Annotated in this window: 16 protein-coding genes; 10 read left to right on the forward strand and 6 right to left on the reverse strand. The window is 57.5% G+C overall.

Features of this window, described 5'->3' with window-relative positions:
- Positions 1-759, reverse strand: coding sequence for a DUF3782 domain-containing protein (locus HQL76_14670; protein ID MBF0110408.1), 759 nt, complete (start codon positions 757-759; stop codon positions 1-3).
- Between the two features lie 194 nt (positions 760-953).
- Complete coding sequence (locus HQL76_14675) at positions 954-1919, reverse strand: tyrosine recombinase XerC (GenBank protein ID MBF0110409.1); 966 nt, start codon at positions 1917-1919, stop codon at positions 954-956.
- 319 nt (positions 1920-2238) lie between these two features.
- Here HQL76_14675 and HQL76_14680 point away from each other — a divergent pair, with 319 nt between their 5' ends.
- The 7 genes from HQL76_14680 to HQL76_14710 all read left to right on the forward strand — a co-directional run bounded on the left by HQL76_14680 (position 2239) and on the right by HQL76_14710 (position 7361).
- Positions 2239-2487, forward strand: a complete 249-nt coding sequence (locus HQL76_14680) for a winged helix-turn-helix transcriptional regulator (GenBank protein MBF0110410.1) — start codon at positions 2239-2241, stop codon at positions 2485-2487.
- 61 nt (positions 2488-2548) lie between these two features.
- Complete coding sequence (locus HQL76_14685; GenBank protein ID MBF0110411.1) at positions 2549-2968, forward strand: rhodanese-like domain-containing protein; 420 nt, start codon at positions 2549-2551, stop codon at positions 2966-2968.
- Positions 2969-2983: 15 nt separating this feature from the next.
- Positions 2984-3664: a CYTH domain-containing protein gene (locus HQL76_14690; GenBank protein ID MBF0110412.1), complete on the forward strand. Its 681-nt coding sequence runs from the start codon at positions 2984-2986 to the stop codon at positions 3662-3664.
- Positions 3665-3686: 22 nt separating this feature from the next.
- Positions 3687-5066, forward strand: a complete 1380-nt coding sequence (locus tag HQL76_14695) for a threonine synthase (protein ID MBF0110413.1) — start codon at positions 3687-3689, stop codon at positions 5064-5066.
- Positions 5066-5428: a PilZ domain-containing protein gene (locus tag HQL76_14700; protein MBF0110414.1), complete on the forward strand. Its 363-nt coding sequence runs from the start codon at positions 5066-5068 to the stop codon at positions 5426-5428. Before HQL76_14695 ends, HQL76_14700 begins: the two co-directional genes overlap by 1 nt.
- Positions 5429-5515: 87 nt before the next feature.
- Entirely contained in the window at positions 5516-6205 is a 690-nt protein-coding gene (locus HQL76_14705; protein ID MBF0110415.1) for a lytic transglycosylase domain-containing protein, read from the forward strand.
- A 100-nt stretch (positions 6206-6305) separates the two neighbouring features.
- Positions 6306-7361, forward strand: a complete 1056-nt coding sequence (locus HQL76_14710) for a hypothetical protein (protein MBF0110416.1) — start codon at positions 6306-6308, stop codon at positions 7359-7361.
- A gap of 117 nt (positions 7362-7478) precedes the next feature.
- On the opposite strand, the gene HQL76_14715 is transcribed toward HQL76_14710, so the two are convergent.
- Positions 7479-7808 carry a hypothetical protein gene (locus tag HQL76_14715; GenBank protein ID MBF0110417.1) on the reverse strand — a complete coding sequence of 110 codons (330 nt, stop codon included), beginning with the start codon at positions 7806-7808 and terminating at the stop codon, positions 7479-7481.
- Between the two features lie 148 nt (positions 7809-7956).
- Between HQL76_14715 and HQL76_14720 the strand changes: the two genes are divergently transcribed.
- A complete protein-coding gene (locus tag HQL76_14720) occupies positions 7957-8274 on the forward strand; it encodes a helix-turn-helix transcriptional regulator (GenBank protein MBF0110418.1) in 318 nt (105 codons plus the stop codon).
- Here the strand turns inward: HQL76_14720 and HQL76_14725 are convergent.
- Both HQL76_14725 and metH read right to left on the reverse strand, forming a co-directional pair.
- On the reverse strand, positions 8189-9025 hold the full coding sequence (locus HQL76_14725; GenBank protein MBF0110419.1) for a glycerophosphodiester phosphodiesterase: 837 nt from the start codon (positions 9023-9025) through the stop codon (positions 8189-8191). The two genes, HQL76_14720 and HQL76_14725, sit on opposite strands and share 86 nt — an antisense overlap.
- 382 nt (positions 9026-9407) lie before the next feature.
- Positions 9408-13109, reverse strand: coding sequence for a methionine synthase (gene metH / locus HQL76_14730; protein MBF0110420.1), 3702 nt, complete (start codon positions 13107-13109; stop codon positions 9408-9410).
- A gap of 255 nt (positions 13110-13364) precedes the next feature.
- Between metH and HQL76_14735 the strand changes: the two genes are divergently transcribed.
- A complete protein-coding gene (locus HQL76_14735) occupies positions 13365-13850 on the forward strand; it encodes a hypothetical protein (protein ID MBF0110421.1) in 486 nt (161 codons plus the stop codon).
- 280 nt (positions 13851-14130) lie between these two features.
- On the opposite strand, the gene pyrE is transcribed toward HQL76_14735, so the two are convergent.
- Complete coding sequence (gene pyrE, locus HQL76_14740) at positions 14131-14787, reverse strand: orotate phosphoribosyltransferase (protein ID MBF0110422.1); 657 nt, start codon at positions 14785-14787, stop codon at positions 14131-14133.
- 36 nt (positions 14788-14823) lie between these two features.
- Here pyrE and HQL76_14745 point away from each other — a divergent pair, with 36 nt between their 5' ends.
- The gene (locus HQL76_14745; protein MBF0110423.1) at positions 14824-15150 is read left to right on the forward strand and encodes a septum formation initiator family protein; all 327 of its coding nucleotides are present in this window, start codon (positions 14824-14826) and stop codon (positions 15148-15150) included.
- Positions 15151-15239: the final 89 nt, after the last annotated feature.

A 15239-nucleotide genomic window follows, 5' to 3' on the forward strand; every position in this document is an offset into this window, starting at 1 on the left:
TCACCAGGTACGTGGGACAAACGTTTCCTCATTGGCCAGTTTGACGCTGTCGCCAGACTGGACGATGACGAACAGCCCTTCATTCATGGCGAATCGATCGACATCCTTATCGATCAGGATGCCGGCCACGGCGCCCATGACCCGTGCGCCACCTTCGCCTTCGTAGAATTCCTTGTATTCACGCACCCGCTTCAGATGATCACGGACATCTTCGGCGGTCAGACGACTCTTGACCTCCACCAGGACAATGCTGTCGGTGTTGTTGTTGTCCACCAACAGGTCAATCTCCATGCGCTGGCGACCGTCCAGACTCCTTACCTTGACCCGGGGCGAAACACGATGCACGGGAACGCCTCGCTCGGCAAACAGGGTCTCGCAGGCCGGAGCGACGATGCCTTCGACGAACTCACCCCACCGGCTACCCAGGTTGCCAACCTGCTGGCTGACCTCCTTGATCTTGCGGTCGGTTTCCTTCATCTGCCGGTCGGTTTCCTTCATCTGCCGGTCGGTTTCCTTCATCTGCCGGTCGGTTTCCTTCATCTGCCGGTCGGTTTCCCTCATTTGCGCGGAAACTTCCCTGATCTGCTGGTAGGTTTCCTTCATCTGCTGCTCGGTTTCCTGGAATTTGCGGTCGGTTTCCTGGAATTTGCGGTCGGTTTCCTGGAATCTGCGGTCCAACTCCGCTCTTCGCTCACGATCCTCCTGGACCATTTCCTGAAACATTCTCCAAATATCATCGAAAGTTACGGTCTGCGACATCACATTGTCTCCCGGTACGGCGCCTGTTGACTACAGACGACCCTGTTTATCCCGCAATGGATCCCACTTTATCAACATGTGCATTGGTTTGGCCATGCCCATTTTTCCGGCACGAGGGTGGAACCCTGGAACCCGTCTTCACCACGCCAGGCGACCGATCCACATCATTTCCGCCACACTTTTGTTTCAATAGATTATCCATCAGAGACATCAAGGTGCGCCCGGGGATGGGCTTCATCGTAGATGCGGGCCAGGCGGGCACGGTCGAGGTGGGTATAACGTTGCGTGGTCGAAAGGGTGGCGTGGCCGAGCATCTCCTGGATGGAACGGAGGTCCGCCCCCGCCTGCAACAGATGGGTGGCAAAAGCATGACGCAAGGCATGGGGGGTTGTCTTCTCGGGAAGACCAAGCCAGCGCCGGCGCTGACGCACCAGCCGCTGCACCTGTCGCGGATCGAGTCGCAACTGCCGCTCCGGCCATTTTTCGCCGATGAACACCGGTCGGTCGGGTTCAAGAACCCCCACCCGCTCCCGCAACAATGTCCGATACCGCTCCAGGGCAACCACGGAAACCGCGCTCAAGGGGACGACCCGCTCCTTGTCCCCCTTGCCGATGACCCGGACCTCCCGCGCCGCCAGGTGCAGACGGCCATGGTCCAAACCACACAATTCCCCAACACGCAAACCCGACCCGTACAACAGTTCCAGAATGGCGCCATCCCTTGCCGCAAGCCAGGGCAGGTTCGTGGCATGCCGCGCCGCGTCCGGAACCGGGGTCTCGATCAGTCGGACGGTATCCTCCTCGCTGGGGGCGCGCGGCAGTCGGATCCCCGTCTTCGGAGTGGCAATCAGACGCGCCGGATTGCCTTCGACCTGGCCACGCCGTTGCAAATGGGCAAACCAAGCTCGGATGGCGGCAATCCGTCGCTGCATGGTCGCCTTGGCCAGTTTCTCCCGCAAACAGTGGCCCAGATAGGCGCGAAGATGCGTTGGACGAATGGCCGCGGCCAGGGAAAGCGTCAACTCCTGACCAGTCCGCTCCCGCCAATGGCGGGCAAAATGCAATAAATCGATACGATACGCCTGTCGGGTGTTGCGCGAAGCACCCCGTTCCCGTTCAAGACTGTCGAGAAAATCATCGAAAATAGTCGGAAAATCCATAAGTATCATCCACTTTTCTTGAATTCGATCCGGTACGGAAGCCGCGCATCACGACAGCGGCAACCCTGATTGCAACTTTCACGCCTACAGACCACGAAAAAACACCCCACCCACCCTGACGAGCAAAATCGAACCCCGTTCGACGTCCACGTATCTGAAGATGTTGACGCACTACCTGAACCTTCTTATTATCAAGAGAGTCCGTCAAACTGGTCCAAGGCTTGAATAAAACAGTACACGCCGGGTTCTCCCACCTCGAACAGGACGATTGCGTTCCGTGGACTTCGAAGAAAACAACATAGAAAAAGTGGCCCGTTGCATGAAGGCCCTCGCCCATCCCCTTCGATTGAAGGTCCTGGTCGCCCTCAACGATCAGGAACTCAGCGTCCAGGATCTGGTGGAAGCGGTCGGGACAACCCAATCCAATGTCTCCCAACATCTGACCATCATGCGGGACAAGAATATCCTGTCCTCCAGACGCGAAGCCAATCAGGTCTTCTATCGGGTGGGCGACTGCAAGGTGCTGGAACTGGTGGCGTTGACGAAATCCATCTTCTGCACCCCCTGATACGATCGATGCGATGACGGGCACACACCATCGGGAGGGCTTGTGACACAAGGAGTCGGGCATGGCATGGTTGCAGGAAAACGGCGCAATGATCCTGATGGGACTGGTCGTAGTGTTTCTCGTGTTTCGCGGCCCACTGCTCGCCCATTACTACCGGATCGGTTCGATCAACGTCCATGAATTGTCCAAGCGTCTGGCCTCTGCCCCCCCTCTGATCCTCATCGATGTCCGTACCCCCGCCGAGTTTGCCCTGGGCCATATCCGGGAAGCCCGCTCCTACCCCCTGGGTGGACTCGACGCCAAGGTGGAAGAGGTCAAAAAGGCAACCCGGGACAAGGACGTGGCGGTCATCTGCCGCAGCGGCAACCGCTCGCTGATGGGATCGGTCACCCTCAAACGTCATGGCATCCAGAATGTCTATAACGTCGCGGGCGGCATGATTCATTGGGAAGGACAGGGATACCCGGTCAAACGGGGATGACCAGGATATGGTGTCATGATGCGCGTTGCGGATGGAACGATGGAACAGGAGGTCAAACTGACCGCCGTCGATGCGGCAACCCTCGATCGGATTGCCGCCGACGTGAATCTTTTAAACCAGAACAAAGAATCCTCCTGGAAAACAAAACCTCTGGCCACGACCTACCTCGATACCCCCGGAAGGGCGCTTCTGGCCCACGGTTACGGTTTTCGCTTTCGCGTCGATTCATCGAATGGCCTGTGGCAGGCCTGCCTGAAGGGCGATGGCGCGATCGTGGACGGGTTTTGCGTCCGACGCGAGTGGGAACAGGAGATTTTGGCGCCTGTCGATCGCCTGTCTCTCCTGCCGGAAGGCCCCTTGCGCCAACAGGTCCTCGGCATCGCTCCAGGGGAAGCGTTTCTGGCGCCCCTGGTACATACCCGCTTCGAACGAAGATCGCTGCTGTTGCATCTTGAAGGGGGATGCGTGACCGAACTGGCGTTGGATTGTGGCGAGGTAAGGGCGGGCGACCAGTCCCTGCCCCTCTTCGAGGTCGAACTGGAACAAAAATCGGGTCCTACCGAACCAATGGTGCAACTTGCCCGGACGCTCAGGCAACGTCATCGACTGCAACCCTCGCGACATTCCAAGTTTGCCCTGGGATTGACCCTGCTCGATGGTCGCATCGAACCGCAACATGTCCCGGAGAACCACTGACGACCGGGACAAGGAGTCCGACATGAAGTATCTGAGCACCCGTGGAAAGATCGATCCCATCCCCTTTTCCCAGGCGGTCATGATGGGCCTGGCCACCGATGGCGGCCTGACCCTCCCCGAATCCATTCCCACCGTCTCCGCCGCCACCTTGAAACAATGGGCCGGCCTCGATTTCATGTCCCTGGCCACCGAGGTGATTTCCCTCTTCGTCGCCGAGAATGACATTCCACGCCGCGACCTGGACCGCCTGGTCAAAAACGCCTTTGGAACCTTTCGCCATCGCGAAATCACCCCCCTGGTCGCAGTCGGAGCGCATCAGGTCCTCGAACTGTTCCATGGACCGACCCTGGCCTTCAAGGATGTCGCCCTCCAGTTCCTGGGACATCTGTTCGAATACCTGCTCAAACGCGATGGCGGTCGCCTCAACATTCTCGGAGCGACCTCGGGCGATACCGGCTCCGCCGCCATTCACGGGGTGCGGGGCAAAGGGGGGATGAGCATCTTCATCCTCCATCCCCATCGCCGGGTATCGCTGATCCAGGAACGGCAGATGACCACCGTCCTCGATCCCAATGTTCACAATATCGCCATCGAAGGGACCTTCGATGATGGCCAGGCGATCGTCAAAGCCCTGTTCAACGACCTCCCCTTCAAGAACAAACACCATCTGGGAGCGGTCAACTCCATCAATTGGGCGCGGATCCTCGCCCAGGTGGTCTATTATTTTCATGCCTGGGGCCGTCTTTCACGGGGCGACCCGGCACACCGGGTCGATTTTTCCGTGCCGACCGGAAACTTCGGCGACATTTTTGCCGGGTATGTCGCCAAACGGATGGGACTGCCCACGGGACCGCTGCTGTTGGCAACCAACCGTAACGACATCCTTTCCCGATTTTTCGCGACCGGAGACTACCACATCGGCACCGCGACCCCAACCATCAGCCCTTCAATGGACATTCAAGTTTCATCGAACTTTGAACGATACGTATTCTATCTGTTGGCGCAGGACCCTGTTGCCGTTCGTGACACGATGGCCAGGATCGATACCGAAGGGGGATTTCGGATCCCCAAAAAAACCATCGATGACGCAGGCGACTTCCGGGCAGTGGCGGTGGATGAGGAAGAGACGCTCGCGACCATCCGCCAGGTCCATGAACGGCATGGCTATCTCCTGGATCCCCACACGGCCGTCGGATTTGCCGCGGCACGGACCTCGCCGGGAATGGTCTGTCTCGCCACGGCCCATCCGGCCAAATTTGGCGATGCAGTGCGGCTGGCCATCGGCAGGGAACCGGAACGCCCCCCCGTGCTGGAAGGGTTGGAACAACGTCCCCACCGCTGCCAGGTGATGCCCGCCCGGGTGGAGGCGGTCCGGTCCTTCATCGACGCCATGTTGGCCTGATGCTTGCGCGTTTTTTCAGCGGGGCGCGCAAGAATCGCAGCCAGGATGAACGGGCCTTGCCGCGCTTCAACCTCCAGGTCCGGGTCTCCCTGGTACTGGAAAACGGCGCGGTCGTCCATGGCGTCATCAGGGATATGAGTACCCGCGGACTCTACCTCACGACCCGGGATCATCCGTTCGGGTTGGTGACGGGCGAGGAAGGGGATGTCGGTCTGGAAGCGGACAATCCCATCGAGGGAGGACAAATGCGGTTTCCCTGCGAAGTCGTTCGGGTGGACCGCAATGGGGTTGCCCTTCGTTTTTTGATTCAAACCGAGAGTCAAGGGGAAAATTTTTATTCCGAAGACTTTATGGCAAAGTAATCGCATGCCGTCCCTCCTTCGATGAGGGCATTGTGCTGTCAAAGTCGATTCCACCAGTGACGAGTGACGATGAAGCAGGCCACTTCCATGAAGAAATCACGGATTCAATCGCCAATCGGCAGCATTTTTCTTCTTGTTGCGCTCCTGGGTCCCGGCAGCGCCCGCGGTGACATCTATACCTATGTCGATGCCCGAGGGGTGGTCCATCTGACCGATCGACCGACCGATCCCCGCTATCAACTCCTCATGCGCACCCAACCCTTGACCGCGCAAGCCGATCGCAAAGCCAAGGGGAAAAACCGCTACAGCTATGGCTATGGTTACGACACCGAAAAATACGACACCAACTATGGCAACGCCTTCGACACCTGGGGTTATTCGGTCGAACCCTTTGTCGGAATCATTCGCGATGCCTCCAAAAGGACCGGTGTCAACGATGCCCTCCTCAAGGCGGTCATCCGCGCCGAGTCGGCCTTCAATCCCCTGGCGGTTTCGCGCAAGGGGGCGGTCGGTCTGATGCAACTGATGCCTGATACCGCCAAACGCTACGGCGTCATCAACCGCCTGGACCCCCATGACAACATTCATGCGGGGGCGCGGTTTCTCAAGGATCTTCTCTATCAATTCGACAATGATCTGACCCTCTCCCTGGCTGCCTATAATGCGGGAGAGGGGGCGGTACGCAAATATGGCAATATTGTCCCTCCCTATCCCGAGACCAAACGGTATGTGGCCAAGGTCCTTCATTTCTACAAGCAATATCGTTATGCCATGTGACAAACGCCCCCGCGGCCACCAATCGCAGAGCATCCCTCACGCCAAACCTCGGGAACGGTGTTTATTCCCGGGCCGTTTCTCCGTGGCCAAGGGGTATCGGATGGTGCCGCTTTCCACATTCTGGGCCGGGATGTTGTTGTTCACTTTTTTCTCATTGACTGCCCTGGCCGAGGAACAATGGACCGATCCGTTCAATCGTCCCGATGGAGTGGCGTTGGGTGAGGGATGGATGGTCGTTGCCGACGACCGCGCCTGTGTGCCACCCGACGATGACGCCCCATCTCCCGAGGCCCGCGACAAGGAGGTCGCGCCAGGACACAAACTCTATTCGGAAATATCCCGCGAAATCGAGGAACGGACGGGAAAAGGGGGAGAACACACCCCGAAGGTAGTCACTCCCGGGGCCGCTTCCGCCGAGATCAGCCACGGCATGCTTTACCTTCATTTTGCCGAGGGACAGAATCCGGTTCGGGTGCAACGACTTTTCGACAAAAAACTGATGCGCCTGACCGTGGACCTGACCCCGTTGTATGCCATGGCGGGAGAGGATGATCGGGCCTGGATGGCCATTCGGATCCACTATCTGGACAACGAAAACCGCCTCCTGGGTGAAATCCGTCATTACCATCATCATGCCATTCTCGACGATCCGACCCAGGGCGACACGATCCATGCCATTCGGGTCGAGGAACCCTTCGACGGCGAAATGCGGCATGTGGTCATCGATGCGGGGACCATCCTGCAAAAAAAACTCCCAGGTGTCGATCAACGACGGATTGCCCGCACGAGCGTCTCGCTTGAAATCTCTTCACGTCTTTGTGGCGCAACCGTCGAGGGGTATTTCGACAATCTGGCGTTGGTGTTCGTCGATGGCGCCGGACTCTTGCGCTTTACCCGTGAAGAATTGAAAAACCTTGTGCAAACCGGAATCGCTCTTCACGCCAGGGAGGCCAACGGCTTTGGCAAAACATGGATCGAAGGGGTGATCAAGACCTTCGGCAGGGAAAAAATAAAAGCTTGGCTCAATGACATTCCCAAGGAAGTCCGTGGCAATCCCGACAAACTTCTTTCCATGATCAAAACCACCTACGGCTTTACAGGGCAAGAAGCGTTCGATACGGCCTTTGTCATTCAATATCTGCTGCACGCCATGTAGCACAACCTGCACTGCGTTTCCCTTTCTTCGCTATAAACCGGGAAAAATAAAGTCAAAATCAAAACCCTGGGGGCAATCCCACAGACCCCTCTTTTCTTTTGATAATTTTATTTAATGTCAACCCACCCTTGGATCCGCGACCGGAAGGATGGCATGTCCAAGGCGGACGTTTTTTTCAAGTGTCGTCTGCTCCCGTCGTGCCTGCCATGTGGTGGCCTCCGTTCGCAATGATTCCAAACGTTTTTCCAGAGCCAATCTTTCATCATTCCCTTCCACCGTCTTCAACAGTCTTTTGACCTCCTTGGCCTGCCCCGTCAACTCCCGCAACTGTTGCAACGCGGCCAATTCCTCCTTGGTAACGGCATCCATCGTCGAACAGAAACTGCCCGCGATCCGATTACTGTTCGCCTCCATGATCGGGATGATCGAGAAATTTGTCGTATTCATGGCAACCTCAAGCTATTTGTCATTCTTTGTTACATCATTTTCCTTGGAACTATCTACCAACTAGGAAGTCTTATTGAAGCGACGAATGATGTTACAGTAAAGGGGAAGATCGAAAGGAAAGAAATAATAATATTTTGGAGGCATATCAATGGATGGCAGCGTCTTCGCGGCCCGATTGCGTCTGGCTCGGGAACGGATGGGATATACCCAGAAAAAACTCGGCATACTGATCGGCCTGACCCCGACAGTCGCCTCGCCCCGGATCAATCGCTATGAACGGGAATCGCGTCAACCCAACGTCAACACGGTGACACGCATTTCCAGGGTACTTCAGGTTTCACCCTCCTATTTCTATGAACCGGATGATCTGTTGGCTGAAATCATTCTGCGCCTGAATCGCATGCCGCGCACCAACCTTGAGGCGTTGCTGTCCTCGCTTCCTCCGTCACCGCCGACGGGATCGTGAAGCTGTTTTTTTCCTCGAAGATCACGGCGTCGGCATCCTGTTCCGCCTTTTTCCAGTCTTCTTCCGACCGCGCCGTCCACGCGACAACGGGCATCCCGCAACGACGAAACCAGCGCGGCAGCGGATCCTTGAGACTGTCGATGCGACAACCCAAAAAGTGGGGCCTGGCCCAGGCGGCATGTGCGAAGGTTCGTATCGCGAGTGAAGCCAGGAAGGGTACATCTGTTTCGAACACCCCGCCATTGAGTCCCCGAGTGATTCCGGGGTGATTCCGGGCGAACCAGCCGATCGACCGTGCATGAAATGAAAGGGCCGCCCATCGTCCCCGATAAGTGGTGGCGACCTGGACCACCGCCTGGGCCAGAAGGGGCGTTGGGTCCTTGATTTCGACCAGAATTTTTCCCCGGTCCCCGGCCAGGTCGAACACATCCTGCAACAAGGGGGGGGGCTGGTGATCGTGAATCAGTCGCAGTTGGCGAAATTGCGCCGTTTCCAATCGATGCACCGGTCCTTTTTCACCCGTCATCCGTTCCAGATCCTGATCATGAAAGACTGCCACCCCGCCATCGGCCAGAAGACGGACATCGAGTTCGATGGCATATCCTTTTGCCAATGCCCGTTGAAAGGCAGCCAGGCTGTTTTCCGGAATCCCCCGGTCCGTGTCGAACAGTCCCCGGTGGGCGATGGGATGGTCAAGGACCCAGAAATGCCGCGCCGTCTTTGACTCGGAAAAGATCCTTATCAAATTCACCTCTTCTTGGAGTCAAAATGATTGAAAAAAAGTAACCGTTCAGACCCCCCCTGGATTTTTTCCCCTCTCCCTCTGGGAGAGGGGCAGGGGTGAGGGAACCGGCGCTTTGATCAACGGTAATTCCATAGAAAGATCTCGTCACGAAATCAAGCAATTGGAATGGTTCTTCAAGGATCACCACAGCCCTTTGAATGATGGAGTTTCTGTTTCCCCTCACCCCGACCCTCTCCCGGAGGGAGAGGGGGTCTGAACGGTTACGAAAAAAAGGTAACTGCCAAGATACCCTTCGGATTTAATTATTGAAAGAAAAAAGGGGTCTGGGGGCAATCCCTTAAGCCCCTTTTTTTCTTTCAATAGTATGACCAATACACGATTCCCATCCTCATTCGGGCTCGTATCCCAGATTGGTCACCAGCAACCGCTCCGCCGCCGCCACGGAAATTTCCTTCCGTTGTGCATAATCGGCCACCTGATCCGCCATCACCCGCCCCAGATGAAAATACCGCCCCTGGGGATGCGCCAGAAAAAATCCACAAACCGCCGCCTGGGGCATCATCGCCTGACTTTCGGTCAGATGGATCCCCGTGTTGCCGGAGACATCAAGCAAACGAAACAAAGTGATTTTCTCGCTGTGATCGGGACAGGAAGGATACCCCGGAGCGGGACGAATCCCCTGGTAGGATTCGGACAGGATTTCCTTTTGCGTCCACCGTTCGGCGGCGGCATAGCCCCAATGACGCCGCCGAACCTCGCCGTGAAGCCATTCGGCAAAGGCCTCGGTCAGACGATCCGCCAGTGCTTTGACCATGATGGCACCATAATCATCCTTTTCCCCTTCCAACCGCGCCACCAACCGATCAAGCCCCAGTCCGGCAGTAACCGCGAACGCCCCCATCCAATCGATCCGTCCCGAAGATTGTGGCAACAAGAAATCCGACAGGGAATAATAGGGTTTGCCCGCCGGTTTTTCCTCCTGCTGCCGCAAGAAATGAAACACGGCACGAATCCCCTGCCCCTCGGGAGTGTCATACAAGACGACATCCTCATGATTCAAGGCGTTGGCGGGAAAAAGACCGAAGACGCCCCGGGCCGTCAGTTCCCTCCCGGAAACGATGCGTTCCAGCCAGTCGATGGCATCGTCGAACAACCGTTTGGCCGCCGCCCCGGATTCTGGATGTTCAAAAAGTTTGGGATAACTCCCGGTCATCTCCCAGGCATGAAAAAACGGGGTCCAATCGATCCATTCACGCAGGATTCCCAGGTCCATGTCGTCGATGACCTGAATTCCGGGAATATTCGGCACAAAGGGAACCCAGGCCGCCCCTGCCCCTTCGGGTTGAAAACGGAATTTGCGGGCGACATCGAGCGAAACATGAGATTTTTTCCTCTGTTGATGGCGCTCGCAAACACTTTGTTGCGCCGCCCTCAAGGTTTGAATGAAGGAATCACGCGACAGAGGATTGAACAATTCCGAGGCCACCCCGACAGCCCGCGACGCATCCTTGACATGCACCGTCGGCCCGGAATAGCCAGGGGCGATCCGCACGGCAGTATGCAACGGCGAGGTCGTGGCACCACCGATCAACAAAGGCAGGGTAAACCCACGCCGTTCCATCTCCTGGGCGATCCGCACCATCTGTTCCAAAGAGGGGGTGATCAATCCCGACAGCCCAATCAGGCCGACCTGGTGCTCGACGACCGCATCAAGAATGGTTTCCATCGGGACCATGACACCCAGGTCGATAACCTCGAAATGATTGCACTGCAAAACCACCTTGACGATGTTCTTGCCGATGTCATGGACATCACCCTTGACCGTCGCCAGAAGGATCCGATTTTGCCGCGGTTGTTCACATCGACTGGGGGCCGACTCGATGAAGGGAACCAGAAGCGACACCGCCTTTTTCATGACCCGGGCGCTCTTGACCACCTGGGGCAGAAACATCCGTCCCGAACCGAACAGCTCGCCAACCCGATTCATCCCCGCCATCAGCGGACCCTCGACCACCTCCAGGGGATGCCGGGCGGCACATCGGGCCTCTTCGACATCGGCCTCGATGAACTCGGTGATCCCCTTGACCATGGCATGAGTCAGCCGTTCATGGACCGGAGCCTGCCGCCACGCGCGCTCCTGACTGTCGCCACGATGCTCCCGGGATGGATGAAAACGGTCGGCGGTCGCCAGCAGACGCTCCGTGGCGGACGGATCATGGTTGAGGACAATCGCCTCCACCAGGGATTTCAGCGCCTCGGGAATGGTTTCGTAGACCGTCAATTGTCCGGGATTGACGATCCCCATGTCGAGACCGGCACGAATGGCATGATAGAGAAAAACGGCATGCATCGCCTCGCGGATGGGTTCGAACCCCCGAAACGAAAAGGATACATTGCTGATGCCTCCACTGGTCAACACCCCCGGAAGATGGGATTTGATCCAGGACACGGTGTCGATGAAGTCGAGGGCGTAGCCATTGTGTTCCTCGATGCCGGTGGCGACGGCAAAGACATTGGGATCGAAGATGATGTCCCCCGGGAAAAAACCCACCCGATGGACCAGAAGATCATAGGCGCGCCGGCAAATGGCCTGACGACGCTTACGGGTATCGGCCTGCCCCTGTTCGTCGAAGGCCATCACCAGGACCGCGGCCCCAAGACGCTTTGCCCGAATCGCGACATCGAGAAAGGAGTCCTCCCCTTCCTTGAGGCTGATCGAATTGACAATCCCCTTCCCCTGAAGACAGTGCAAACCCGCTTCCAATACATCCCAGTTGGAGGAATCCAGCATGACCGGAACCCGGCTGATGTCGGGTTCCGCCGCCACCAGATTGAGAAACCGGACCATCGTCTCCCTGGGATCGAGCATGGGGTCGTCCACATTGATGTCGATCAGATTGGCACCATCCTCGATCTGTTGCCGGGCGATGGCCAGGGCCTCCTCAAAGCCACCCTCCCGGATCAACCGGGCGAAACGGCGCGATCCGGCGACATTGGTCCGCTCGCCGACATTGACGAACAACGACCCCGGAACAATGTTGAAGGCCTCCAACCCGCTCAGACGCAACCCTGGTTTGCGTGCCGGAGGTTTTCGCGGAGGCAACCCCGCAACCGCCTCGGCGATGGCGCGAATATGCGCCGGGGTGGTGCCACAACAGCCGCCGACAATGTTGACCCATCCCGACCGGGCAAACTGGGCCATCTTGGCCGCCATCGACTCAGGCGTTTCGTCGTAACCACCCAGTTCGTTGGGCAGTCCCGCATTGGGATGCACCGATACGAAGGTTTCACACAATCCCGAAAGCTCCGCGACGTGCCCCCGAAGTTGCTCGGCCCCGAGGGCACAATTGAATCCCATCGACAACGGTTCGGCGTGCGCCACCGAATTCCAGAAGGCCTCGACCGTCTGTCCCGTCAGGGTGCGGCCCGAACCATCGGTCAGGGTTCCCGAAATCATGATGGGAATCGGATCGGATCGGCCATCGTTGAATTCCATGATCGCCAGAAGCGCCGCCTTGGCATTGAGGGCGTCGAAGACCGTCTCGACCATCAGCAGATCGACCCCCCCTTCCACCAGGCCGCACACCGCCTCGGCGTAGGCCTGTTTGAGTTCCAGGAACGATATGTTGCGAAATCCCGGATTGTTGACATCGGGTGAAATCGAGGCGGTACGATTGGTCGGACCGAGAATACCCACCACGAAACGCTGTTCTCCCGGATGCCGCTCCTCGTAACGCCGGCAGGCCTCCCGGGCCAGACGTCCCCCCTCGCGGTTGATTTCCCGGGCCAGATCCGCCATGTCATAATCGGCCAGGGCGACGGCGTTGGCGTTGAAGGTGTTCGTCGAAATCAGATCGGCACCCGCTTCCAGGTAACTCAGATGAATCTTCAGAATCACCTCGGGCCGCGTCAACGACAACAAATCGTTGTTCCCCTTCAGGTCCACCCGGTGATCGGCAAAACGTCCGCCACGGAAATCGGCCTCTCCCAGATTTTCCTTCTGAATCATCGTCCCCATGGCCCCGTCCAGAATCAGGATCCTGCTTTCAAGAAGTTCCTTCATCCGTTGGCTGCGCCCACCTTCGACCATCATGAAATTCTCCATTGGTTGATCCGCCCGATCCGTCATGAACCATCCCGTCCGACGGTGATTCGATGCCTATTTTCACCCGGCTTTTTTGAATATGCCACTTTTTTTTCCTGTGAAGTCTGGCGGGATGGATTTGGACCCGCTATAATCCCCGTTTCTAATATTAAGGATACTCAGGACCCCGCCTCGGGCCAACACCATGGCCGGCGGGCGTCGATGGATTCACCCACTCGTTGAAAAAAGGAGAACCGCGGCATGCGACTGTCCCCTGTTCTAGCCTCTCTGCTGGTCGCTGCGGCCCCATGGGGTACGCTACAGGCCGGTGAACTCTTCAAGAGCGGTCAGTTTACAGTGCGCAAGGTGGACAACACCTGTAAACTTGAAATCCAGCTCCATGAAGGAACGACCCAACCCGCCGCCATCCTCGCCCTCTTCCCCGCCGATGACTATTACGGTGAACTGTTCACCGAAAAGTCCCGCATCGGCCTGGCCCACGAAAAGGTCACCATCAAGTTCGACAACGACAAACCCAGGGAAATCTCTTTTGTCGCCGATGCCGCCGCCAAAGATGCCAACTGGCGCTGGCAGTACCTCGAATCGACCGACGGAATCCTCGACAATGTCGCCCGAAAGGGAAAAATGAATGTCGAATTTTCCAACGGCAAACAATCCTTCACCTATACCGTGGTCCTCAAGGGAAGCGGCAAGGCGGTCAAGGCGGTCAAAACCTGCAAACCGTAACATAAAGTCCCATGCCACGCGCCAAAGGGTAACCCGGGGGCCTTTTCCATCATCCGGGCCTTCCCAGGTCCCTTTCACGGATTGGTCGAAATAAACGAACATCCGTGCATGCAGGTGTCGGCGGGACTGAACGACACCCGGATCGGGGCCGTGGGGGAATTTCCACGAGGTCCGCCAACGCCATCGATGGAACACGGCGCCCCTTCGGTAAAAACCAAAATCCCGTGGCCATCGCCTCCACTCATTTTTCGATCATTGCCATTCCGCCGCCCCTTCCCGGTCACCGCGCCCCATAACGCGCGCGGTAGGAACGGATGTCTTGCAAATACGCGCCATTCTTCGGGTCCTCCTCAAGCAGATGGATCAGGTCGTCGAGACGGGCAAGGGCCACCACCGGGATGCCCAAGGTCTCTTCCACCTGTTGCACGGCGCTGTGCGCATCGTCACGGCCCTGTTCCTGACGGTCCAGGGCGATGACGACTCCGGCAAGCGAAGCCCCCGCCGCGCCAATCCAGACCGCCGACTCCTGGATCGAGGTCCCGGCGCTGATCACATCATCCACCACCAACACCCGCCCCTGCAACGGCGCACCGATGATCCGCCCCCCCTCGCCATGATCCTTGGCCTCCTTGCGGTTGAAGGCGATGGGACAGTCCCGGTCATGATAACGGGCCATCGCCGTGGCCGTGGCGGTCGCCAGCGCAATCCCCTTGTAGGCCGGACCAAAAATCATGTTAAAATCCAACTTCGCCTCGCGTATGGCATCGGCGTAAAATCGTCCCAGCGTTTCCAGTTGCACGCCGCTGTTGAACAGCCCGGCATCAAAAAAATAAGGGGTCTCGCGACCCGCCTTGGTCGTGAACCGACCAAAACGCAACACATCGTTCTTCAGTGCAAAACGGAGAAATGACAGCGACAGGGCGGCGGGACTGTTCATGATCGATCAAAATCCATGGCTTAAGGGAGAAACATTTTGAATGGCTCGGAAAAATTCAGTTCCGCCTGGGTGATGGCCGGACTCTTCCTTCTCGTCGCCAATGGTTGGGCCCAATATCTTCTCTGGTTCGGCGACCTCGGTCTCGTCCGCTGGCGCCAGACCAAACAACAGGTGCTCATGGTCCGGCAGGACAATCGCGACGCCGAAGAGCGCCTCGAACGGTTGAAGGAGGAAATCCTCCTCCTCGAAAAAGAAACCCTCGTCCTCGAAGAGGTGGCCCGTCGCGACCTGGGACTGGTCTACCCCGAGGACATCATCTTCATCGATAAAACCGAACCCGCCGTCAAAACCACTCCCGAATGAATGGAATTTTTTCGGGAATATCCTTGAAAACCGATTGGCCAGGCGAACGGCAACCGTTCATACCCCCCTTGACAAGCGTCATCCCCAGC

It is taken from the genome of Magnetococcales bacterium, assembly GCA_015228815.1.
Classification (GTDB): domain Bacteria; phylum Pseudomonadota; class Magnetococcia; order Magnetococcales; family UBA8363; genus UBA8363.